This is a genomic window from Paenibacillus endoradicis (assembly GCF_024721975.1).
In genome coordinates this window covers 278465-302564 of the sequence record NZ_JANQBB010000006.1, presented here as the reverse complement: position 1 = coordinate 302564, position 24100 = coordinate 278465, and the positions used below count along the sequence as shown (strand labels likewise).

At 38.0% G+C, this 24100-nt stretch carries 18 protein-coding genes; 13 read left to right on the top strand and 5 right to left on the bottom strand.

Features of this window, described 5'->3' with window-relative positions:
- Positions 1–48: 48 nt before the first annotated feature.
- The 4 genes from NV377_RS19870 (at position 49) to NV377_RS19855 (ending at position 6275) form a co-directional block, all read left to right on the top strand.
- Positions 49–972 carry a carbohydrate ABC transporter permease gene (locus tag NV377_RS19870; protein ID WP_258202541.1) on the top strand — a complete coding sequence of 308 codons (924 nt, stop codon included), beginning with the start codon at positions 49–51 and terminating at the stop codon, positions 970–972.
- Positions 969–1838, top strand: coding sequence for a carbohydrate ABC transporter permease (locus NV377_RS19865; protein ID WP_258202540.1), 870 nt, complete (start codon positions 969–971; stop codon positions 1836–1838). Before NV377_RS19870 ends, NV377_RS19865 begins: the two co-directional genes overlap by 4 nt.
- Before the next feature lie 143 nt (positions 1839–1981).
- Positions 1982–3415 (top strand): ABC transporter substrate-binding protein, encoded by a 1434-nt coding sequence (locus NV377_RS19860; protein ID WP_258202539.1) that lies wholly within the window; start codon positions 1982–1984, stop codon positions 3413–3415.
- Between the two features lie 118 nt (positions 3416–3533).
- Positions 3534–6275, top strand: a complete 2742-nt coding sequence (locus NV377_RS19855; protein WP_258202538.1) for a discoidin domain-containing protein — start codon at positions 3534–3536, stop codon at positions 6273–6275.
- A 143-nt stretch (positions 6276–6418) separates the two neighbouring features.
- On the opposite strand, the gene NV377_RS19850 is transcribed toward NV377_RS19855, so the two are convergent.
- The gene (locus NV377_RS19850) at positions 6419–7591 is read right to left on the bottom strand and encodes a glycoside hydrolase family 130 protein (protein ID WP_258202537.1); all 1173 of its coding nucleotides are present in this window, start codon (positions 7589–7591) and stop codon (positions 6419–6421) included.
- Between the two features lie 211 nt (positions 7592–7802).
- On the opposite strand from NV377_RS19850, the gene NV377_RS19845 reads away from it, so the two are divergent.
- Positions 7803–8231, top strand: a complete 429-nt coding sequence (locus NV377_RS19845; protein WP_258202536.1) for a hypothetical protein — start codon at positions 7803–7805, stop codon at positions 8229–8231.
- 56 nt (positions 8232–8287) lie between these two features.
- Here NV377_RS19845 and NV377_RS19840 read toward each other — a convergent pair whose 3' ends face one another.
- Together NV377_RS19840 and NV377_RS19835 are read right to left on the bottom strand one after the other, a co-directional pair.
- Positions 8288–9484, bottom strand: coding sequence for an AGE family epimerase/isomerase (locus tag NV377_RS19840; RefSeq protein WP_258202535.1), 1197 nt, complete (start codon positions 9482–9484; stop codon positions 8288–8290).
- Positions 9477–10436 carry a glycoside hydrolase family 113 gene (locus NV377_RS19835; RefSeq protein ID WP_258202534.1) on the bottom strand — a complete coding sequence of 320 codons (960 nt, stop codon included), beginning with the start codon at positions 10434–10436 and terminating at the stop codon, positions 9477–9479. Before NV377_RS19835 ends, NV377_RS19840 begins: the two co-directional genes overlap by 8 nt.
- A gap of 327 nt (positions 10437–10763) precedes the next feature.
- Between NV377_RS19835 and NV377_RS19830 the strand changes: the two genes are divergently transcribed.
- From NV377_RS19830 to NV377_RS19800, 7 genes are all read left to right on the top strand, one after another.
- Positions 10764–12032, top strand: coding sequence for an ABC transporter substrate-binding protein (locus tag NV377_RS19830; RefSeq protein ID WP_258202533.1), 1269 nt, complete (start codon positions 10764–10766; stop codon positions 12030–12032).
- Between the two features lie 78 nt (positions 12033–12110).
- Entirely contained in the window at positions 12111–13001 is an 891-nt protein-coding gene (locus NV377_RS19825; protein ID WP_258202532.1) for a carbohydrate ABC transporter permease, read from the top strand.
- A gap of 1 nt (position 13002) precedes the next feature.
- On the top strand, positions 13003–13833 hold the full coding sequence (locus NV377_RS19820; protein WP_258202531.1) for a carbohydrate ABC transporter permease: 831 nt from the start codon (positions 13003–13005) through the stop codon (positions 13831–13833).
- A 37-nt stretch (positions 13834–13870) separates the two neighbouring features.
- On the top strand, positions 13871–14635 hold the full coding sequence (locus NV377_RS19815; protein WP_258202530.1) for a response regulator transcription factor: 765 nt from the start codon (positions 13871–13873) through the stop codon (positions 14633–14635).
- Between the two features lie 381 nt (positions 14636–15016).
- Positions 15017–18145 carry a beta-galactosidase, LacZ type gene (lacZ, locus tag NV377_RS19810; protein ID WP_258202529.1) on the top strand — a complete coding sequence of 1043 codons (3129 nt, stop codon included), beginning with the start codon at positions 15017–15019 and terminating at the stop codon, positions 18143–18145.
- A gap of 256 nt (positions 18146–18401) precedes the next feature.
- A complete protein-coding gene (locus NV377_RS19805; protein WP_258202528.1) occupies positions 18402–19061 on the top strand; it encodes a lysoplasmalogenase in 660 nt (219 codons plus the stop codon).
- Positions 19062–19177: 116 nt separating this feature from the next.
- Complete coding sequence (locus NV377_RS19800; protein WP_258202527.1) at positions 19178–20899, top strand: methyl-accepting chemotaxis protein; 1722 nt, start codon at positions 19178–19180, stop codon at positions 20897–20899.
- Between the two features lie 125 nt (positions 20900–21024).
- Here NV377_RS19800 and NV377_RS19795 read toward each other — a convergent pair whose 3' ends face one another.
- Positions 21025–22026: an aldose 1-epimerase gene (locus tag NV377_RS19795; protein ID WP_258202526.1), complete on the bottom strand. Its 1002-nt coding sequence runs from the start codon at positions 22024–22026 to the stop codon at positions 21025–21027.
- A 259-nt stretch (positions 22027–22285) separates the two neighbouring features.
- A complete protein-coding gene (locus NV377_RS19790) occupies positions 22286–22618 on the bottom strand; it encodes a hypothetical protein (protein ID WP_258202525.1) in 333 nt (110 codons plus the stop codon).
- A 218-nt stretch (positions 22619–22836) separates the two neighbouring features.
- Here NV377_RS19790 and NV377_RS19785 point away from each other — a divergent pair, with 218 nt between their 5' ends.
- Positions 22837–24018 (top strand): MFS transporter, encoded by a 1182-nt coding sequence (locus NV377_RS19785; protein WP_258202659.1) that lies wholly within the window; start codon positions 22837–22839, stop codon positions 24016–24018.
- The last annotated feature ends 82 nt before the right edge of the window (positions 24019–24100 follow it).

The following is a 24100-nucleotide window of genomic DNA, read 5'->3' as shown; positions in this document are numbered from 1 at the left end:
TTTATCTACAATAATAGTAGATAAACTTATGGAATGAGGGATTACAGTATGGAACAAACAACGGCTGTTCCAATTAGCAAGTCGAAGCCGAAAAAGCAAAGATCAACAGCATACAAAAGGTATATCTGGGGAGTTATTTTTCTATTACCTGCCATTGTTACTTTTACGCTTTTTCTTTGGCTTCCTATCATTAAAGGGGTTTTTAGTAGCTTCTACATCGTCGATTTTGTTAAAGGTAATACCTTTGTCGGTTTTGACAACTTCAAGACCATCTTCGCCGATCCTTATGTAATGACATCCGTGAAAAACACCCTCTTTTATATGGGGCTCGCACTTGTTATTGGATTCTGGGTTCCAATTTTATTCGCGCTCTTAATTTCTGAGATGCGAAAATTCCAGGGTTTTGCCCGAGTTGCAGCTTATTTACCCTATGTCGTTCCGTTTGTTGTCCTTTATGGTGTTTGGACATGGTTGTACGATCCAGTAGGTCCTATTAATGATGTATTGAAAGCGGTTGGTATTGGTCAGATCAACTTTAGGGTAGATCCAAAATGGTCAATGGCATCCATTGTCATTATGGAGACATGGCAGAGCTTCGGTTCCGCTATGCTTATTTATTTGGCGGCTATTCTAGCAGTACCACGCGATTGGTACGAAGCAGCTGAGATTGATGGGGCAGGTATTTGGCAACGCGTTCGTTATATTACATTACCAGCCATTCGAAACCAAATTTTACTATTGCTCATGTTGCAGCTTATAGCAACTTCACAGGGCTTCCAGACACAATATGCGATGCTTGATGGTGGTCCCAACAATGCTACGTTGACCTATGCTTTACTTATTGTTAGGTATGCATTTGTTAGACAGGATTATGGTGTAGCTTCCGCTCTTGGTGTACTTATGTTCCTTGCACTAAGCATATTAGCGATCATTCAATATCGGATCAACAATAAAGGGGGAGTGAAATCATGAAGGCACATGAACGAAGTATATTATCCGATTACGATCTGAAAAAACCATCTACTAGGTTTCTATATTATTTGATGAACTTGTTCGTTGTAATTATGATGTGCTGCATGGCGTATCCAATTGTTATCTCCATGTTGAATGGCTTAAAGTTAAATACAGAAGTGAACTCATTCCCGCCAACCTTTTTTCCTACGGAGTGGCATTTCGAGAACTATATTAAAGCATGGAATTATATCGATTTACCAAAGTATTTCAAAAATACGATGTTTATTTTCTTCGGTAATATGGCAGTAACCATAAGTATACTAGGATTTGCGGCGTATTCGTTATCGAAGCTTAAGGTTCCCTTTAAAAGTGCTATTTATTATTATTTCTTGGCAACTTTGTTTATACCAGCAACAACATATATGATTCCGAACTTTATTAACTTGAAGGATCTTGGTTTAATGGGATCATTCGCAGCGATTTGGCTGCCAGCTGGAGCGAATGCATTTTTCTTGCTCTTACTTAAGACATTTATGGACGGTATTCACACAGAAATATTTGAATCGGCGCGTATTGATGGAGCGTCTGAACTGCGAGGCTTTTTCCAAATCGCATTCCCGTTATCTATTCCAATCTTTGCAACACTAGCAATATTTGTCTTCTCAACTGCCTGGAATGATTGGTTCTGGCCAAGTTTTATTCTAAATCAAGATAATAAACCACTTTCATCTGCGATCCGTGATTTCGTCTTGAATGCTCGTAGATTGGATTTGAATATCAAATTTGCAATATTAACTTTAGTCATGATTCCACCAATCTTTATATTCCTTTTGTTCCAAAAATATATTTTAAGAGGCTTATATTTAGGTGGGGTAAAAGGCTAACCATGTGAATTTATACTATGGGAATAATTTCCTGAAACATAATTTTACACATGATCAACATAGGAATACACATCGCCTTACCGAATGTACCTACATTATGATGAGCGTGTAAGACAAATTTGAAATGAAAAGGGGATTTTCAAATGCGTAAATATTCAGTAGTCATTGCAGTAGTTCTTGTATTCAGCCTCATGCTTGTGGCATGTGGTAATAACAATGGAGGAAGCACTAACCCGCCAGCTACTAGTCCTACTGTCAAACCAGCTGACAACAACACGGCTCCTCCTGAAGATGATATTACACAGAGAAAAGTAGCTATAAGCGTTTACTATCCTACACCTGACCGTGTAGAAGATCGTGCGCTTGAGGACGACAAAATTAGACGCTTCAATGAAGTATATCCAAACGTAGAAATTATTAAGAGCGATTGGCAGTATAACCCGAATGAAATCGGAATGAAAATGGGTGCAAATGAGGCTCCAACACTATTCAATACGTACGCATCAGAAGGTAAGATGCTAGCTGAGAAAGGTTGGGCAGCTGATATTACGGAGCTATTCAATAGTTACGAATTCAAAGATCAAATGAATCCACAATTACAAGATCTATTCACATTGAATGGCAAAGTATATGGTATTGCTCAACGTGGTTATCCAACTGGTGTAACCGTTAACAAAAAAATGCTTGAAGACAACGGTGTGACGATTCCTTCATTAGACTGGACTTGGGATGATATGCTGAATGCAGCTAAGGGAGTAGCTAATCCTGCTGCTGGTATCTCTGGTATCGCACCTATGGGTAAAGAAAACGCATCTGGTTGGAACTGGACTAACTTCCTATTCACTGCTGGTGGAGATATTCAATCTGTAACTGATGGGAAAGTAACTGCAATATTCAACTCAGAAGCAGGAGTAAAAGCGCTAGACTACTATGAAAGATTGAAATGGGAAGCTAATGCTATTCCAGAAGATTGGGCACTTAATTGGGGCGATGCAGTTGGTGCATTCGCAGAAGGTAGAACGGCAATGGTAATTGCAGGTCCAGATGGTCCAGTTGATCAAGCATTGAACCAAGGTGGAATGTCTCCTGATGATATTCTTGTATACCCAATCCCTGCTTATCAAAAAGGCGACAAACATTATGGGGTTCTTGGTGGAGACTTCCTAGTAATCAATCCAAATGCAACAGCTGATGAGCAAGCAATTGCTTTCTACTATGCTACTTTTGATTATTTCTCTGATACAGGTCTAGCTTCACTAGAAGAAAATATTAAAGAACGTGCTGCGGATAATAAATACTATGTACCTGCTGTACTTCAATACTACAAAAATGACGCTCCATATGGAGAAAAGGTAACTGCACTATTCAATAAATACGATAATGTATACCAATATAGTGTAGAGTCGTTGGGCTTGATGGATGGAAAAGCAGAATCACCATATAATACGCAAGATTTCTATGGTGAAATGACGAATATTATCCAAGAAGTATTCTCTAAAAAAGGTGTAGATAAGCAAGCTAAGCTTGATGTGGCAGCTAAGTTTATCCAAGAGCAATTCTACGACAGTATCAAATAAGAATAAAGACATCACGGGGTTGTCCGAATGTAGATGATTCATCTACAGGGGCAACCCTGATCTTTATTATGGGGAGTAATTTCGGTCAGTTAGCATATGAGTCGGGTGGTGTTTTATTGTGAAGATAATAATGAAAAACAAATGGTTGTGGTTGTCGATAGGTCTAGTTATTATCGTAGCACTAAGCTACATAATCATCTTCTCAGGCTGGTTAGGTAACAACGGAAAGGTACAAATGCTTATAAATAAAGAAGAAGGACTAATAGTCGTTAATAACAACCATTATGAAATAGCATTTAGTACAGATAACGGCGGTATCATGTATGTGAAGCAACAAGGATCAGAGGAAAATCTATCATTGGGCAATCAAACATTATGGTGGGCAATTCTTAATGATGATAGCTCCATACAAAGCTTGAATGCAGAAACCTTTACTTATAATTGGAAAAAAGGAGAAAGTGAGCTTAAGCTGCAATATAGCGGAACACTCGCGGTAGATGTAAATGTTCGATTTGGGGATGATGATCGTATGTATATGACGGCTTCGATTGAAAACGGAACAGCAGAGCCGATTAAGTCATTCCGTTTCCCATACGAGCTGAAAATTGATCAATACGGTGTACAGGATGCCATTCTTCCAATGTTACCAGGCGCAAAGCTAAAGGCGACGTTTTTCCAAGAAAGCAATTCTTTTTCTGATCAATACCCAGGTGTTATGTTTGCTTCTTATCTAGCGATGCGTACTAATATGGGGAATCTTGCGATGTATGACTTAGGTGAGCAGACAACTTTACTCACAGAGATCGGATACAAACATCAAATTAATGATTCGGGAAAAACCGCATTTGTTCACAATTATAAAACATGGATTGAATCTAATCAAAAGTGGAATAGTCCTACAGTTGTACTAGAGATAGGTGGTGATTATAACACTTCTATCGTTAGCTATCGTGAATTGAATGAGATTGATCAATATCGTTCTTTAAAGGATAAGCTAGGTGACGAGACGGATAAGTATTTCGCGCTTCCCCTATACAAGACAGATATCTCCGCCATCAAGGGTGCGAGTTGGAGTAACTTATCTTCTACCCTTATCGATAAGATGAATTACAATGGCATGATTCACCTCGTAGGCTTCCAAAAAGGAGGACATGACGAAAATTATCCAGATTTTATTCCTCCTGATCCTCAATGGGGCGGAGATGCAGCATTCCAAAAGTTCGTTAAGGATAGCAAAGCTAAAGGGAATATCGTTGTTCCTTACACGAATATGAGTTGGTGGGGGATTACTTCGCCGACATTGAATCAGTTACCTACAGGCACAACACTTGCAAACATTATTGTTCAAAAGGAAAATGGTACTATTATGCAAGAAGATTATGGAGCACACAGTGGCTTTGTTGTTAATACAGGACATCCATTCTTCCAACAGCGTGTAGCAGAGGAGCATCAGAAGTTAATCGAGTTTGGAGGATTTGATGGGATATTCGAAGACCAGTGGGGAATACGGAATTCTCCATATGTATTTAACGAGGAAATTCCAAAAGGAACAGATCCTTCTACAGCATATTTCCAAGGCGTACGTAATTACTTTAATTCTCTAACTCACAACGTATATATAGAAGATGGTACAGATGTGTTAGCGGATGATTCAGTTGGATTTATGGGTTCTACCTACTTGTGGGATATACTTGGATATCGGAAAAATACGGCATCTTATACAGAATACTACCCACTTTCAGGTATGCTGATGCGAGATAAAGTTATGTTTTATCATCATAATCTAGCAGGAGAGACGATGACGGATAATCAGGATATGCTACGCTGGAATTTGGCAATGGGCTATAATCTGAGTACAGATTTCTATAATGGCGTTACTAGTCCATGGGTTGATGCTATTGGAGTATTCCAAAAGTATGTTCTGGCGAGATACGTTGATCAACTAGTAGTGAATTTTGAACAACGTACTCAAACGGTGACGATTACAGACTTCGGCACACATAAAGTGACAAGTAATTGGGATAGTAAAGAAACCTATTCAATGGATGGTGATACGACGTTATCGAATGGAGGGTTCGACGTTACTGCTGATGATGGTAGAGTTAGAGCAGGTAATTATTCGAGATATAATGGATTTGATCTTGATGCAGGCGATCATAACTTAGTCGAAGTTCGTGAAACTGATACTATTCGAATTTATCAACCAATTGGCTCAGATACTACGTTGAAGATTAAGAAAGGCGATAAGTGGGATCATACAGTGGTAACTGCTTATAAGCCAGATGGAACTAAAATTGTCGATCTTCCTGTGGAAGAAGTAGATGAATATGTGCTATTCGATTATATTGCCCTAATTAAAGAGCAAAAGGTTGGATATATAGAATTGACTAACTCCAAGACAATTAGTGAGGCATCTGAACCATTTCCAAAGGTGAAAGCAGATTTTAATCTCGTAATTGGCAAGAAGATTTCCGCTAGTTCTATGACAGATGTGGCATTTGATCCAAAGTTAACCGTAGATGGCGATCCGTTTACTTATTGGGAGAGTAAAGCTAAGAAATTCCCGCAATGGCTATCTGTTGATCTTGGAGAAGCGAAATCGGTTACCAAGATCAAGTTGAGACTTCCTCCTCAGGATGCATGGGAACAACGTATTCAGGAAATTGAAGTTCAAGGTAGTTCAGATGGTTCGAACTTTACAACGTTAGTTCCGGCTAAGTCATACACGTATGATCCTAAGAGCGGAAACATTGTTGAAATTGAATTAGATACGGAAATCATGACGCAGTATATTCGTGTAGTCATTACATCCAATAGCGCTTGGCCAGCTGCACAGGTATCCGAAATAGAAGTATATTAATTTTTTTCGACTGATAGTAGGAAGGATAAATTAAGGAAATAGTTCTACAGGAATATTTGATAGTAACAGACAATAAGGATTGAGCTCCGTATTATTCGGTGCTCAATCCTTATTATTGTTTATTACCTATTATGTCTGATGAATTATAGAAATGATGAATTATTCTTGATTAATAGAATACGTTGTTGTACACAAGCAAAGGATCGAAGCGGATCAGATGGTGTATGGATTGCGTAATCCAGCAATTGTTCGATCGTTGAAGTAGCAACATGGCAACGAGTATCAGATGAAGCATAGTAGATAAATACTCTACCATCTTCATTAGCAACTGCTCCGTTACAGAACGTAACGTTTGATACATCACCAATTCGTTCCTCGCCAGTTGGAGCGATAAGATGACCACCCGGTGCATAGATAACTTTTGTAGGATCGTCAAGACTAGTCACAAACAGATAGATAACATAGCGAAGGCCTGCTGCAGTATTACGCACACCGTGAGCGATATGTAGCCATCCTTTAGCTGTCTTCAGTGGAGCGGGACCTTGACCATTTTTTACTTCTTTAATTGTATGATAATGACGTTCATCGATAATAATCTCCTCATCAATGATGGCTTCGTCGATACTTTCTGAAAGTCCCCATCCGATTCCTCCACCTGAACCCGTATCGATGAAACCATCTTGTGGACGAGTATAGAAAGCATATTTGCCATTCACAAACTCTGGATGAAGGACAACATTACGTTGTTGGTTAGACTTTGTCTGTAGATCAGCTAGTCGCTCCCATTGCTTCATATCTTTCGTACGAGCGATGCCACATTGTGCAATCGCACTAGATAAATCTCCTGGGGCAGCATTAGGGTCTTTCCGTTCTGTGCAGAATAAACCATAGATCCAGCCATCTTCATGCTGAACAAGCCTCATATCATACACATTAATATCTGGATTATTCGTCTCAGGCATTACAATTGGCTGATCCCAGAACCGGAATCCATCTACCCCATTATCACTTTCAGCAATAGCGAAAAACGACTTACGATCAGTCCCCTCCACACGAGCTACTAAATAGTATTTACCATTCAAGTAAATAGCTCCTGGATTGAATACACAATGAATCCCTAGTCGCTCCATAAAATAAGGATTAGTATCTGGATTAAGATCGTACTGCCAATGCACCGGAGCATGTGCAGCCGTTAATATAGGGTATTGATAGCGATTATAGATCCCATTACCAAGTTGCTCGGGATAGTTAGGACGAGTGATAAGCTCCTCGTATTGCGCCAAAATTTGTTGCTTTCTTTCATTAAATAAAGACATAATATCCCTCCAAATAATAAGTATTATCTTAAACAATAAGTCTCCGCACCGAAGCGATACACAGCGGTACAACCAAGTAGTGGTTGTCAGCGAGCAATCAAGAAGTCCCACACCGAAGCGAATCCAAGCGGAACAACCAAGAAGAGGTTGTCAGCGAACAATCAAGAAGTCCCACACCGAAGCGAATCCAAGCGGAACAACCAAGAAGAGGTTGTCAGCGAACAATCAAGAAGTTCCTGCACCGAAGCGAATCCAAGCGGAACAACCAAGAAGAGGTTGTAAGCGAGCAATCAAGAAGCCCCACACCGAAGCGATACACAGCGGAACAACCAAGAAGAGGTTGTCAGCGAACAATCAAGAAGTCCCACACCGAAGCGATACACAGCGGAACAACCAAGAAGAGGTTGTCAGCGAACAATCAAGAAGTCCCACACCGAAGCGATACACAGCGGAACAACCAAGAAGAGGTTGTCAGCGAACAAATCAATCAAGAAGTCTCTCAAGAAGTGTCCCAAGAAGTGTCCCAAGAAGATCCTCAAGCAGTCCATTCGGTTGTCAGCACCAAGAAGATGACATGAAGCTAGAGAAGCGAGGAGCGGAATGTACGTTATTGGTACATGAGCACCACAGCGAACGATGAATGGCATCTTCGCCGTCGAGTAAGCAACGAAGCATCACATCGTGATCACAATCGAATTACAGGCGAAGGAGCATTTCAAAACACATACGGCTGTTGTGATACGGACACTTCCACGCACTAATCTTCTGTAAGTTATCGCTTGGTGTGCCATCCCGCGTCACACTCCAGTACCACTCTCCATACTGTCGATCGATGAGATACTTATCAATAAAGTCCCAAGCTGATTTGGCAGCGTTAAGGAATCTATCATCATTAGTAAGTTGGTAGGCATTATAGAAGCCAACGACTGCCTCCGCTTGTGGCCACCAATCTTTATGGTCATCAATAATCTGACCATGTTCAGCTTCATTGAATAAAGCTCCGTCGACATCAATCCCACGAAGAAGGACAGCTTCAGCCATTTGTAACGCTGTGTGCTTTACACGCTCTAATAGAATTACATCTCCTAGTACTTCAGCAGCCTCAACTAATAGCCAGCTACCTTCGATATCATGACCGTAAGATACGTGCGCCGACTGAGAATTCCATTGTTCATCGAAAAATAGGAAGAAATGCCCTGATTCAGAATCGACGATATTCTCAATCGTAATTTCTATCAATTCACGAAGCTTCGCAGACAATGGTTCTGATGGCCATACCCGATATAAATTCGTATAGGCTTCCATAATGTGTAGATGAGTGTTCATTGATTTCTTTTCGTTCAAATCTTTATCGCTTAGACTGAGATCATCCGTGTCTTCCCAATCTATGGATAGTGCTTCGATATAGCCTTTATAGTTGATATCGTAACCGTGCTGCTCTAGCAATTGAAACAGTTCAATAGCTTGAGCTAACGCTGTTTCATCTTGTACTGCACGATAATACTCACTGAAAGCATAAATCGCAAAAGCTTGACCGTAAATTTGTTTCTTCGTTTCTAATGGTTCACCCCTAGCATTAAGCATCCAATATAAGCCGCCATTAGCGCAATCTATAAAATGGTCGTTCAAATAGTGATAAGCTCTCTGGGCCATAGTTAAATACTCACTCTTTTGGTACAAACGATATGCTACTGAAAAAGTCCATAGAATTCGAGTATTAAGAACAAGACTTTTAGGTGCATATTCAATAACAGTTAGATCACGCCGTACTTCTCCGACAAAGCCTCCATTGATGTCATCTATGCTATGTTTAAGCCAAAAGTCGAGAATACCTTCTTTTAACTCCAATTCGAATTGCTCTTTCCATTGCAGGTTGGCATTTTGATTACTCATAATTATCCCTCGTTTGCTCAACATAATAGTTTCTAACAGTAGTCGCAGCTGATTTGCCATATAAACAATAATCATTGTTACTAGATGCTTCATTAATATGGTAGAGTTGTGCAGGCCAATCCCACAGCATGAATCCTCGTACCCATTCACGTTTTGCAGAGGAAGTGAACATTGCTTCATAAAATTGTTGCTGTGCCAATTCACTTACTTTTCCTTGAAGACCCCAATCATTAGGCAGAAATTGTGAACCTTCACGACTAGGACAACCAGCTTCCATGAAGAAAAATGGTTTGTTAAATTGTTCAACAACCGCTTCAATACGATCGAGTTGACGCTCCCATTGATCGACAGGGTAGTATCCGCTAGATGAGATAATATCTACAGCATCCCACCACTTCACTTGATTCTCTTGGTACTTATCGCAATTATAAGTAATCAATCCATCATACACTTCTCGTACCGCATGAATAATTTCACGCCATTGTTGTTCACGACGGTCAGTTTGAACCATCTCACAGCCGATACAAAGCATCTCACAATTCATTTCTTGAGCTAACATTGCGTAATGCACCATGAATTCACGGTAGGATGTGAACCAATCACTCCATTTTGGCTCACAAGGAACATCAAGATCAAAGAAATTAATATGAGCACGCCAAGTTCCGTTACTACAATTAACGACCGGCTTCAAACATACTTTCAACCCAAGCTGTTTGGCATTTATTATTGCATAACGAATCTCATCATCTGTGACGGTAGGCTCTTCTTTATAACGAATAACTGTTGCTTGAGGATGTTCTTGTAAGGCAGCGAATGTGATGGCAGTCCAATTGATCGCTAATGAATCATTCATTAGTTGTAATGATTCATCTGCTCTATCATTAGTCCAAGTTCCGCGAATACCAGTCCAACCCCAAGTCATTCCTGCAATATAAGGAAATGTTTGGCTCATTGAAACACTCTCCAATTTGTTATATTTGTTAGTTAAAATTAATAATAAGTTATATAACAAGTAAACACGAAAAGTGTATGTATTGGCAAGACCTTTTTGAATAGAGTGCTATAAACTATTATTTTTCGGCGATGATAAGAGATAATCTATAAAAAGTCGTATTTCTTCTAATAGAAAATAATGCAGTGTTGTAGGTAGTGGCTGTCTAAATAAAAATGGAAATGACATTTCAAGACTATAAAAAGCATTTCAAACCATTTTATCATTGAACTAAATATCATAAGCTTAAATATGTTAGCGTTTACAAATTTGATTGGGGGAAAAATAATGAAAAAGAGTATTTCGTTATTGTTAGCAGTATTTATTATGCTAACTGTACTATCAGCTTGTGGTAGTAACACGAAGAGTGAACCAGGAACTGGTACTACAGGTGAGGAAAAAATTAGTGGTGAAATTATCTTTCTAACAAACCGTACAGATATGATTGGCAATGTATACGATGATTACGCAAAACGCTTCAAAGAAAAGTATCCAGAAGTTGATGTTAAGTTTGAAGCCATTCAAGATTATGATGCAACACTTAAAGTACGTATGAATTCAGGCGAATTCCCAGATGTTGTATTTTTACCTACACTAGCTAATTCAGAGTTTCCTGAATACTTTGCTCCGCTTAATGATATTGAATTTTCCGGTGATATCTATTTCTCAGAGCTAAGAAGTCATGAAGGTCAAATGTACGGTATATCTTCCGGTGCCTCAACGGTAGGTATCGTATATAACAAAGAAGCTTTCAAAAAAGCTGGTATAACTGAAATTCCGAAAACTTATGATGAGTTCCTCGCTGCGTGTGAGCAGTTAAAGCAAGCAGGCATTGTACCTCTTGCTTCAAACTTTAAAGATAAATGGCCTCTAGATGTATGGGTATACGATATTCCTTCACTTGCAGGTGAAGCATCAGACCACCAGAACAAACGTTCAGAAACGGATACACCTTATACGATGGACAATGCATACGGAAAATCTTGGGGTATTATTCGTGAGCTTTATACTAAAGGCTACCTAGAACCAGATGTTAATTCCACGAACTGGGAGCAATCCAAAAAGGATGTTGCAAATGGTAATTTCGGAATGTACTTACTTGGTAACTGGGTAATAAATCAAGTTATCGAAAATGGAGCAGAACCAGATAACATTGGTTTCTTCCCTTTCCCAGTTGATAACAGCGGTCAAGCTAAAGCTCCACTTAACCCTGATTTCTTCTATGCAGTTAATAAAAAAGGCAACGTTCCTGCTGCAAAAGCTTTTATTCAATGGTTGATTGAAGATTCTGGCTATGATGATTTTGCGGGATTTATTCCAACATTGAAATCTAAAGAACCTAAGTTGGCTCAATTAGCTGAATTCAATAGTTTTAATGTGAAATATTTTGAACCAGCGCAACCTTTAGATATAGCAACAGAGATTCAAAATCAAGCACGTCTTGATCAGGCAGCTACCGTACAAGAATTTGTATTGTCAGATGATCCTCAAGCGGTATTTGATAAAGTGAATAAATCTTGGGCGAAAGCAAGAAAAGATTTGGGCGTATCACAATAAGAGTTAAGCATGAGGAGGATTGTCGGTCACGATGATCCTCTAATGCTATTACACCTGAATGAAAGGCAGTGACGATTGATGTTTAACAACCTCTCGTTTCACACTCAAAAGAGAATCGTACTCATCTCTTTCATTACTATTCCATTAGTACTTCTATTCGCTTTTGCATATTATCCAGCACTTGAATTGTTCCGTCTAAGTTTTATGAAGTGGAATGGAGTTAGTGCTCATAAGGAATGGATTGGCTTTGGTAACTATATAGAAGTTTTCTCCGATCCTAGTATTTTCAGCGTATTCAAACATAATTTCGCCTACTTTGCGGTAGGTATTGTACAAAATATACTCGCACTTTTCTTTGCCGTATTACTGAATACTAAGCTTAGAGGTCGTAATGGATTTAGATTGTTGTTATTTCTTCCTTATATTTTGAACGGTGTAGCTGTAGCTTACTTATTCGGTTATGTGTTCGATACGACTAATGGTTCGTTGAATTATATACTTGGAGAATTAGGTTTTGATAAATTATCCCAGACAAGTTGGCTTGGTGCCAAAGAGTATGTAAACTATACGCTAGCATCGGTAGGATTATGGCGTTTTATGGGCTTTAATATGGTTATTTACTTAGGAGCATTACAATCAATTCCTAGCGATTTGTATGAAGCAGCTTCAATTGATGGTGCAAGCGGTTGGCAGAAGTTTACGAGAATAACACTGCCTAATATATATAAGATCATTGAACTTAATTTGTTCTTAACAGTAACAGGAGCTCTAGAGGTGTTTGACTTGCCATTCGTATTGACCAAAGGTGGACCAGGTCATGCAAGTGAAACTTTTGTAATGAAAATTATTGAGACCGCATTCCGATTTAACAATTATGGTCTAGCTTCAGCAATGAGCGTCGTATTACTTGTATTTGTTGTACTCGTACTTTCCATTCAACGATACTTTCTTACAAGAAAGGATGATTAGCATGAGCTTAGTGAAAAACATGCAACAAGCATTGAAATATATTATTTTATTGCTAGCAGGGCTAGTTATTCTATTTCCACCTTATGTTATTGTTGTTAATGCTTTTAAGACGAAGGAGAAATTCAATCAGACGTCTGCTATTTCTTTACCAGATTCTTTCTTTTTCTTTGAGAATTTCGTGAAGGCATTTAAGCAAGCGAATATTCCGCTAGCTTTCGGAAACACGCTAACTATCATTTTGGTTACGTTAGCGCTTAATATATTGTTAGGGTCTGCGTTTTGTTATGCCATCTCACGGTTTCAGTTTAAATTTCAAGGGGCAGTATTAGGCTTGTTTTTATTTGCTACAATTATCCCACAAATAACTACGCAAGTAGTCAATTACAAAACTATTATGTCATTAGGACTAACAAATAATTTAATGGGCCCAGTGTTGTTATATGTCGGAGCAGATATTATCCAAATCTATATTTACTTGCAGTTTATCCGAAATATTCCTTATGAACTCGATGAAAGTGCTATGATTGAAGGAGCATCGCTAATTAGAATATATCGTACGATTATTTTTCCGTTACTAGCTCCAGCAACGGTAACGATAATTATATTGAAGACGATTGCTATTTATAATGATTTCTTTGTTCCTTACTTATATTTACCAAGAGCGGAGCATGTTGTCGTGTCAACATCATTGATGAGATTCTTCGGAAATAATAGTGGTGATTGGCAATTAATCTCTGCAGCGATTCTAATTATTATGATTCCAACAGCTGTTATGTATATGTTTTTACAACGTTACATTTTTGCCGGTGTTACGAGTGGTGCAGTAAAGTAAGACGCTATCATAGTCGATTTCTTAGGAGATGTATAGTATGAATGTCATTATTGTAGATGATGAACCAATGATACGCGCTGGATTTGAGAAGATGATTAGTCGGCTAGATATGAATATTCAGGTCATAGGTTCATATAGTAATGGCTTTGATGCACTAACCCATATCGATAAGATTGCCGATCATGAATTAGATTTATTGATTACAGATATTAAAATGCCGATGATGGATGGATTGAAACTTATCGAGGCAATACAAGAGCGCAGTTTTGCAAAGATGGTATTTAGTGGTTTCAGCGAATTCGAATACGCACGAAAAGCGTTACGATATGGGGCGTGTGATTATTTATTGAAACCAATCGACAAACAACAGTTAGTTGATGTACTAGCACGCATTAAGCAGCAGAAACAAGTCCAATTCAATGATAATTCGGCAAAGAGTGTTGAAGTGCTATCTTGTGATCAAACAGATGCTGGTAAAGTACATCATGCGATTGAGAAAATAAAAGCGATATTATTAAAACAATATGATCGAAACTTTGATCTTGAACGAATAGCTGAAACGATTGGAATGAGTTCTCATTATGTAAGTCGACTATTTAAACAAGAAACAGGAGTAACCATTACAGATTACTTAATCGATATTCGTATAGACAAAGCCAAACAATTTTTGATTAACTATCCGCATATGAAAAACTATGAGATTTCACAATCTGTAGGGTATAGCGATCCTGTCTATTTTCAAAAATTGTTTAAAAAAGTAACGGGACTTACGCCGAGAGAATATAAAGAAATAAATCAATAATGAATAGCTACTATTGTAAAAGTGTTTCATCTGTTTATAAGTTACAGAAAACATGTAAGCGAAAAAAGATAAAAGTACGGCTGAACATAAACCGTGCCTGAAACTTTTTTCGTTTTTTTGTTTGAAGCAAGAATTGACGAGTTGAAACGTGCAGACTGTCTTTCGATATGGAGAAATGTTGCAGCTCAGATATGGACAAATGTTGTATTTATGATGAAGGCAATTACTCTGAAATTAATAAGAATAATCAACTTAAGTCACTAGATTAACAAGAACTATTAGAGTTTATAGAAAGTGAAGTTACATGTATATATGAAACTTTCTTTTCATTGATGATCATACTATAATAGATGCAACCTCTTCGATAAGAGTGTAATAGCAATGAATGGAGTGATTGTAGCTGTGTTGAAAAAATTTCAATATGTCGCACCAAGTAATGGGTATCCCGAATGGAACAATAATCCTGAAATTTATGCATTGAATCGTATGAACGCCCATGCATCACTTATTCCATATATAAATTATGAAGAAGCGCAGCAAGATGAACCATATGCTGTTTCTAATATGCAGTTACTTAACGGCTTATGGAAATTCTCATTTGCTAGTAATCCAGAAGGGAGAATTACTGAGTTCTATCAGACCAATTATGATAGTACCGAGTGGGCAACTATTCAAGTGCCAGGACACTGGCAATTGCAAGGATATGACTATCCTCAATATAGTAACGTCGTTTATCCATGGGTAGGTAATGAAGATGTACAAGCACCTTTTGCTCCTACAAAGTATAATCCAGTCGGATCTTATATTACTGAATTTGAATGGAATAAGGATTGGCAAGATCAACCATTGTTCATAAGTTTTCAAGGTGTGGAGTCAGCATTTTATGTATGGCTCAATGGTGAATTAGTTGGTTATTCGGAAGATACGTTTACACCTGCTGAATTTGATCTTACACCATATGTTCAAGAGGGAAATAATAAGCTTGCAGTGGAAGTATATCGCTGGTGTGATGCTAGTTGGTTAGAGGATCAAGATTTTTGGAGAATGAGTGGAATTTTCCGTGATGTGTATTTGTACACGGTACCAAACGTACACATTTATGATTATAAAGTACAAACTTTACTAGATCTTAATTATAAGGATGCTGAGTTAGTTGTAGATATTCAGCTTATGAACTATATGAACTTGGCATCTGAGGCTAATATTGAAGTTTTGTTGTATGATGCTAATCAGCAAGTTGTATGGGAACAACCATTGCAAGCTCAAGTTAATATTGATGTAAATGGACTGGAACTACAATCGCTATCATTACGCAAAATGGTTAGTAATCCATATAAGTGGAGTGCTGAGAAACCTTACTTGTATGAACTTGTAATTAACGTTAAAGATGAAGCAGGACAAGTACGAGAAAGTATCGTATCGAAAATCGGTTTCCGTAAATTTGAAATAAAAGATAATTTAATGCTTATTAATGGTCAACGCGTACTGTTTAATGGAGTTAATCGACATGAATTCTCATGTGATACAGGGCGAACAATTACTAAGCAAGACATGATTACAGATATTATTATCATGAAGCAACATAATATTAATGCAGTTAGAACATCACATTATCCTAACCAATCACTATGGTATCAACTATGTGACGAGTATGGTTTATACGTTATCGATGAGAATAATTTAGAAACACATGGATCATGGACGTATGGCCAACAAGGATTAGGAACTGCTATTCCTGGTAGCAATCCACAATGGACGGATGCTGTCTTAGATCGTTGTAAGTCTATGTATGAGCGAGATAAAAATCATACGTCAATCGTAATGTGGTCACTTGGCAATGAATCATTCGGTGGAGATAACTTCTTAGCAATGCGTGATTATTTCCATGATGTTGATCAATCGCGTCCTGTGCATTATGAAGGGACATTCCATTATCGCCCTAGTGATGCGGCATCAGATATTGAAAGTCATATGTATACTACCCCTCAGGCGATCGAGCAATATGCGCTTAACAATCCAACGAAACCATTTATCTTGTGTGAATATTCGCATGCAATGGGTAACTCTTGTGGTGGATTACAATTATACCGTGATATGTTCGATAAATACCCGATACTGCAAGGTGGATTCATATGGGATTGGATCGACCAATCGATTCGAGTAGTAGATGAAGATGGAACGGTTCGTATGACTTACGGTGGTGATTTCGGAGATTCACCGAATGATGGAAACTTCTGTGGAAATGGATTGATTTTTGCAGATAGAACGATAACTCCTAAGCTGCAAGAAGTGAAGAAAGTATATCAAATGGTTCAAATGAATGCTGTTGATTTAGAACAAGGAATTGTTCATGTGAAGAACTGGAATCTATTTACCGATCTTAGCGAATATGAGATAAGTTGGTCTATTGCTATTAACGGTGAGGTAGAAGAACAACAGATATTCCAAGCAGAACTTGCACCGTTAGCGGAAGCAGAATGGAAACTACCGTATCGTCTGCCGCATTTAGAACAAGAAAGTGACGAGGCAGTTTTAACGATCAGTATTGTACTGAAGCAAGAAGAGAAGTGGGTAGAAGCGGGGCATGAAGTTGCATTTGAACAATTCATCTTACCTGCAAAATGGAGTACAGTTTCAAATGATGAGCAAATATCACAGATTCAAGTGAAACGAGACTATTCATCATTGACTATTGAAGGTACTGAGCCGCAATTCTCAGTAAGCTTCAATGCACAAACGGGAGAATTAGTATCTTATGTATGGAACGACACGGAGCGATTACAAGCACCACTAGTGCCTTACTTCTGGCGAGCAATGACAGATAATGATCGTGGAAATAAGCAACATGTGCGTAGTGAAGGCTGGCAACACGCTGCAAGAGATCGCAAATTACTAGGGCTTAGTTATACGAAAACAGAAACACATTGTGCAGTAGTTACAAGCTATCTCTTAGCGAATGGAACAAAACTTCAAATACAATATAATATTAATGGTGATGGAGAAGTTAAAGTAGACTTCACTTTACATGCCCAAGAAAAAGTTACTGAAATTCCTGTCATCGGGATGAATCTTCAGATGGATGTGCTCTATAATGAAATCTCTTGGTATGGAAAAGGTCCTAGTGAAACTTATGTTGACCGACAAGTTGGCGGAAAGTTAGGAATTTACTCAGGGATGGTTGCAGATCAATTAGCAAGATACATTCGACCTCAGGAATCTGGAAATAAGATGCATGTTCGTCAAGCGATGGTAAGTAATGAATTTGGAGATGGTTTATTCGTTCAATCTGCGAACGGTGTTGAGATTAATGCAATTCCTTACACTGCCGAAGAGTTGGAACAATACGACCATTTGCACAAATTACCAGTACCAAGTAAAACCGTATTATCGATTAATGGTTATCAAATGGGCGTCGCTGGTAATGATAGCTGGGGAGCACGACCTGACCCAACGGCAATTCTACACAGCAGTAGAAACTATCATTACTCGTTTGTACTTAAAGGTATCTAATAAGTATGCTATTTTGATGATCTTAATAGGGAATAGAAAAAGAATATCCTTTCAATTGTTTGAGTAGCGCTTACAATTGAGGGGTATTCTTTTTTGCATTCATTTGTGATTTATGAAATTGATTCAGTTAGTGATTTATTGAAAAAGAACCAATATAATGTAAGGATGAAACTTAACAAGATGTTCATAAAAATTGATTATGCTTTTGAAGTTACTTTTTATTTGCGATGATGCATAACAGGAAGTTAATAAAAAGTTGAAGGAGGTTGTTATTATTAAAAACATTCGTGATTGGTTGCTTCCAATTGTGATTATCTTCATGAGTAGTTTGTACATATTTGTATGGGATTCGATGATATTTAAGCTTATTCCTATGGTTCTTATTATTACCTTTGGCTGTATGCAATTACCGAAAAAGAAGGAACTTCATCATTATTTAGTTATTCTTGGATTACTATTTTGTATGCTTGGTGATTATACTTTGCAGTGGTTTATTATTGGCTTATTTAGCTTTTTAATTGGTCATATATTCTACATATTTGCCTTTAATCTAAGGAGAAGTAAAGGAATACGTAACAAATCAATAGGATTTATCATTAGTGCATATGCGATTATTATGGCGATTATTATGGTTATGTCATTAATTGATGGACAAAAAGGTGGACTAATTGTTCCAGTTATATTGTATATTGTTGTCATATCATTAATGGTTTGGACAGCATGGTTAACGAAAAATATATGGATCATGATAGGGAGTTTATGCTTTATGGTCTCGGATTCGATACTAGCTTGGAATATGTTTGTAGCATCCATTGATATTGCCTCGCTTCTAATTATGAGTACATACTATGGAGCTCAATTTTGTTTTGCTAGAAGTTTACGTACACCTATGACAAGCTCATCAGCTTATGAATAAGTAGAGTTTGGAAAATATATACTCAAAAAACTAGTACAATATTTAACTATTTATTATAATGTTAGTATTGGAATAAAATATTTTACATAATTTAACGACAAAAGAAGGAGTACAACATGATTAAGCAGCTTGTAATGAACCAAAAGGTGTCCTTAAAGTTAATGATTCTCATTATCTCGTTACTTGTTTTTATGATTTTAATGGGAATTATCGGAATTAGCTCAGTTAACAAAATTAACAATAATGCTAGAGAGATGTATGAAGATAAGATGATGGCTAATGAATATTTAAGTCAGCTTATTACAACGAATGTGCAAATTGAGTCTGCTGAACTTGAGCTCGTGTTAGGTCAAGTCAATGTAGACGTTAACGCTCTTAATGAAGCCATTGCAGAGTTAGAAGCCATGAGAGATGAACTACAGACGGAAGTAGAGAAAATTCCGATGGATGATAAGTCAGCTGCTTTATATGCGCTTTATAAAGAACAGGTTATTCTTGTCCATGAGGAATTTTTGAAGGTAGAAGCACGGCTTGAAGAAGGGAAAACTTTAGAAGCTTATATGTATTTCAATAATCGCCTAAGCGGCGTAAGGGATACAATTTTTTCTACATTAAATGATATAAAACAAATTAATATGGATGAATCTTTCAATACTAATAAATCGAACAAAGCTGATGCTGATCTAAGTAGAATAATTCTCGTATCCTCTTTACTGATTATTCTTATTGTTGCTGGACTATTTGGTTACTTTGTTTATATAACGATCAAACAACCGATTAATCGACTTATTGCTGATATGAAGCAGGTGGAGCAAGGTGATCTAATGATAAGAAACCAGTATAAATGGAACAATGAATTCGGTGATCTTGCCGCAAGTTTCAATAATATGGTTATTGGCTTACATGCTATAGTGAATAAAATGTCTAGTAATTCAGAAGCAGTCGCTTCGAGCGCAGAGCAATTACTTGCAGCAGCAGAACAATCTACTAGTCATACTGCCCAAATTGCAGCTGATGTGAACAACATCGCTACGCAAGCGAAATCTCAATTCATTCATGCTGAGGAATCTACTCGTTCTATGGAAGAAGTAGCAATAGGAATACAACGTATCTCTGAATCAGCCGCAAATGTATCAGAATTAGCATATGTAGCTAATGAACAAGCGCTCATTGGTCAGGAGCGAATGCAAGCTGTTCAGAATCAGATGAGTTCAATACTCAAAGGTTCTATGCAAACTTCAGAAGTAATACAGCAATTCTCTGAGCAATCTAATGCTATTGGTCGTTCTGTCATGTACATTGAAGAAATAGCGGAACAAGTCAATCTACTTGCATTGAACGCTTCAATTGAAGCGGCTAGAGCAGGGGAACATGGCAAAGGATTTGCAGTGGTAGCAAGTGAAGTTAGGAATTTAGCCGATTCTTCCAAGACAGCTGCCAAAGATATTTCTGGGTTAGTTACTAAGATTCAAATACAATCAAAGGCTGCAGTTGAAGTTGTTGAACGTGAAAAAATTGAAGTGACTCAAGGGATGCAAGAAGTTCAATTAACGCATGATGCTTTCGAACATATTGTTGAATCTATCGGTGTCTTGAACTTCCAGCTACAAGAGGTAACAGCTTCATCTGAAGAAATGTCTGCAAGCTCGCAGCAAGTTACAGCAGCATTAATGGAGATGACGCAGCTATCCGATGCAGCATCACAACAAGCTAGAAAAGTATCTGAAGTTACAAGCGAACAAGAGCAAGTTATGTATGAAGTGAAAGATAATGTTCAGGATTTGACGAAGGTGGCAGTTGAGCTGCAACAAGAATCACAACGGTTCAAAATTAATTAATAGAGGTAGTACTTTCATTGTAATAGGTAGTTCAAAACATAGAACGGGGATGTCCAACAAGTCATTGAAATAATGACCTTAGGACATCCCCGTTTATCGATTTTAGCACTGTATGAAACCGTGTATTAAGCGTTCACGATATAGATACGACTTGTTTCTTCCCAAATATGACCTGGCTCAAGTGTAACAAGCCCGATCTGTTCAGCTGGAAGTGAACTGTTTGGAGCATTAACAAGATTAAGCTGCGGTTCTGGGCAGAAGAATGTACCGCCAGCACCATTGTTCCAAATCATCCATTGCTTATATGAAGTGCCAACATCATAGATTAATTTCAGTCCTAGACGATGATCAGTAAGTTCCATCATGTTACGACCATTTTTTGTTGAGCTTGTGTAGTGGTTATCCATTGATTCCCAAAATGGATTAAGACCAGAGCCATTCATGTTTTGTTCTTCGCTCGTTAGAGCTTGGTAATTCCCGGTTGGAAGCATTCTTTCATTCAATTCCCAACGTTTGTCCATCGTCATTGTATATGTATAGTCTTCTTTAGAACTATCTGCTGCGAAAGGCGCATTGATAGCAGTATGGAAAGCGATCATACAAGGCATAGCTGTTGTACCATGGTTATGAACAGATACATGTTGCAGCAAACCTTGATCACTTAAAGAGTAGCGAAGTTTTAATGTGAATTGATGAGGCAAATATTGATAGATTTCATGATTTTCATCAATAGAAATAGACAATACAACATAGCTTTCAGTAGCCGTTGTATTGAAATCATCAACATTCCATTGTGCCGTATGGAAAAATCCATGAAGATGGTTGCCGGTAGCTTCTTCATTTACAGGAAATACATATTTGTGTCCGTTGAATGTAAATGTACCGTCTTCATAGCGATTCGGTGGGAATAGGACAGGGATACCATGAATCCCTGGATTTGCACGAAAATCATTCATTTCAGTAGCGGATGGTTCTCTTAAAACAGTAAGATTACGCTCATGATCACGAAATGCAATTAGATTCGCTCCTACTTTAGGAAGAACAGCGCTTTCATACTGTCCCCATTGAAGCCAAATTGCAGATTCATCATGAAATAATCCCTCGAATGCCTTGCTTTGTGTAGTCAATATAATTCCTCCTAAAACTTTTCATTGCTTCTTGGTAATCATCACATGGATGAAAAGTTACATCGGAAGCATAAGGTAAACTTTTCATTGCTTCTTGGTAATCATCACATGGATGAAAAGTTCCATCGGAAGCATAAGGTAAACTGTACATGCACCTTACTATGTAAGACATACCAGTACCATTTCAGCATATCAGCAATAGAGAAAACAAACAACCGCTAAACATAAGATTAGCGGTTGTTTCGTTAACTCTATGTCATTAGCTGATCTGCTGTAATTGCTTCAACTTCAATTCATTTCGTCTGCTTACTGAAAGAATTTTGGAACTTGTTAAATCGCCACCAAAGGAAATTGCTCCTGACCCAATTGTTTTGATTCGAGATACATTAATATAGCAATTAGAGCTAATAGCGAAGTATCCCTGTGTTCTAATCAATTGTTTCAGTTCAGACTGTGAAAGTTGAACTTTACGACTGAAATTTTTTCCGTGAAAACTCACAAGCCCGTCAGTTCCTATTTTGTAGAATAGGATTTCTTGCTCTAGATCAAAATCTTCACACATTGTACGTTCATTTAACGCAACACTCAACATTCGAATACCCCCTAGATAATCTAATAACTGAAATGTTAGCGTTTACATTATAACATGAAATGAAAATCTTGGGTAGAGTTGAAAAAAATATTGTATAGTATAAGCACCATATGGTAATGTCAAATGAGAAATACTTTACTACTAAAGTATGTGAATGAATTGAGAGGCAGGTCCTTATTGTGTCTGGTACAGCTAGAACTTCTTCATCAGCTACAACTATGCAATCATTAACTGTTTATTCTATTTTATTTGCTGTAAGCGCCGTACATATGTTAAATGACTCAATGCAAGTTGTAGTTTCCGCCCTATTTCCTATTTTTAGAGAATCACTTCAATTAACGTATGCACAAATTGGTTGGATTGCATTTACATTAAATATGACCTCGTCTGTTATGCAACCAATCGTAGGATTGTGGTCAGATAAGCGTCCAACCCCATGGTTACTATTAGCTGGGATGGGCAGTAGTTTAATCGGGATAGCAGCACTTTCCTTTGCCCCTACATTTTGGTTTGTTGTGTTAGCGGTCGTCTGTATCGGTCTTGGTTCTGCCGTTTTTCATCCTGAGGGTTCACGTGTCGTATACTTAGCTGCTGGACAGAAGCGCGGGCTTGCACAGTCCATCTATCAGGTCGGTGGTAACTTTGGTTCATCGTTGGCTCCGCTTATGACGATATTTATTTTCGTACCTCTAGGGCAGCGTGGAGCGATCTGGGGTACTTTATTGGCAGGCTCAGCAATTATTATTTTATTATATGTTGTACCGTGGTATCGCAAGCAACTAGCAATTAACGGAGCAATCTCAATGAAGAAGAAATCCGCTGTATCATTAGAGAATGTAATACCATCAAAAGTTGTATATTTCGGTATGGGAATTTTGATGACCATAGTATTTGCTCGTTCATGGTATAGTGCTGCAATTGGAAACTACTATCAATTTTATGCGCAAGAGCAATATTCTTTAACGATTCAGCAAGCTCAGATTCCACTATATCTGTTTATGATCTTTGGCGTAGTGGGAACATTTTTTGGTGGGATGTTTGCTGATAGAATCGGCAGAAGAACGATGATGATTACTTCACTCGTAGGTTCAATTCCGCTTGCGTTAATACTTCCTCATCTACCATTAATGTGGGTGTATCCTGTTATCGCGTTGCTTGGTCTTATTCTTCAATCAGGATTTTCTGTAAGTGTCGTCTACGCTCAAGAGTTAATGCCAGGTAAAGTTGGAACAGCTTCAGGGCTAATTACTGGCTTTGCTTTCGGCATGGGGGCTGTTGGTGCTGTTGTACTTGGGAATCTTGCAGATGTAAAGACGATGGAATTTGTAATGATAGGGGCAAGTATACTACCGCTCTTTGGATTCCTGTCACTGCTTCTACCTAAGGATCGCGCAAGATAATAATCGTTTTTATTTGTATATTTAGAAGTGTCTACAGTGATAGCGTAGACACTTTTTTTTTGTTGTCTGCGGCCCAAAGGAA

Coding starts and splice junctions, on each gene's coding strand:
- NV377_RS19830 (WP_258202533.1), top strand. CDS start 10,764: ATGAAAAAGAGTATTTCGTTATTGTTAGCAGTATTTATTATGCTAACT.
- NV377_RS19835 (WP_258202534.1), bottom strand. CDS start 10,436: ATGAGCCAAACATTTCCTTATATTGCAGGAATGACTTGGGGTTGGACT.
- NV377_RS19800 (WP_258202527.1), top strand. CDS start 19,178: ATGATTAAGCAGCTTGTAATGAACCAAAAGGTGTCCTTAAAGTTAATG.
- NV377_RS19820 (WP_258202531.1), top strand. CDS start 13,003: ATGAGCTTAGTGAAAAACATGCAACAAGCATTGAAATATATTATTTTA.
- NV377_RS19865 (WP_258202540.1), top strand. CDS start 969: ATGAAGGCACATGAACGAAGTATATTATCCGATTACGATCTGAAAAAA.
- NV377_RS19850 (WP_258202537.1), bottom strand. CDS start 7,591: ATGTCTTTATTTAATGAAAGAAAGCAACAAATTTTGGCGCAATACGAG.
- NV377_RS19860 (WP_258202539.1), top strand. CDS start 1,982: ATGCGTAAATATTCAGTAGTCATTGCAGTAGTTCTTGTATTCAGCCTC.
- NV377_RS19785 (WP_258202659.1), top strand. CDS start 22,837: ATGCAATCATTAACTGTTTATTCTATTTTATTTGCTGTAAGCGCCGTA.
- lacZ (WP_258202529.1), top strand. CDS start 15,017: ATGAATGGAGTGATTGTAGCTGTGTTGAAAAAATTTCAATATGTCGCA.
- NV377_RS19825 (WP_258202532.1), top strand. CDS start 12,111: ATGTTTAACAACCTCTCGTTTCACACTCAAAAGAGAATCGTACTCATC.
- NV377_RS19790 (WP_258202525.1), bottom strand. CDS start 22,618: ATGTTGAGTGTTGCGTTAAATGAACGTACAATGTGTGAAGATTTTGAT.
- NV377_RS19870 (WP_258202541.1), top strand. CDS start 49: ATGGAACAAACAACGGCTGTTCCAATTAGCAAGTCGAAGCCGAAAAAG.
- NV377_RS19840 (WP_258202535.1), bottom strand. CDS start 9,484: ATGAGTAATCAAAATGCCAACCTGCAATGGAAAGAGCAATTCGAATTG.
- NV377_RS19815 (WP_258202530.1), top strand. CDS start 13,871: ATGAATGTCATTATTGTAGATGATGAACCAATGATACGCGCTGGATTT.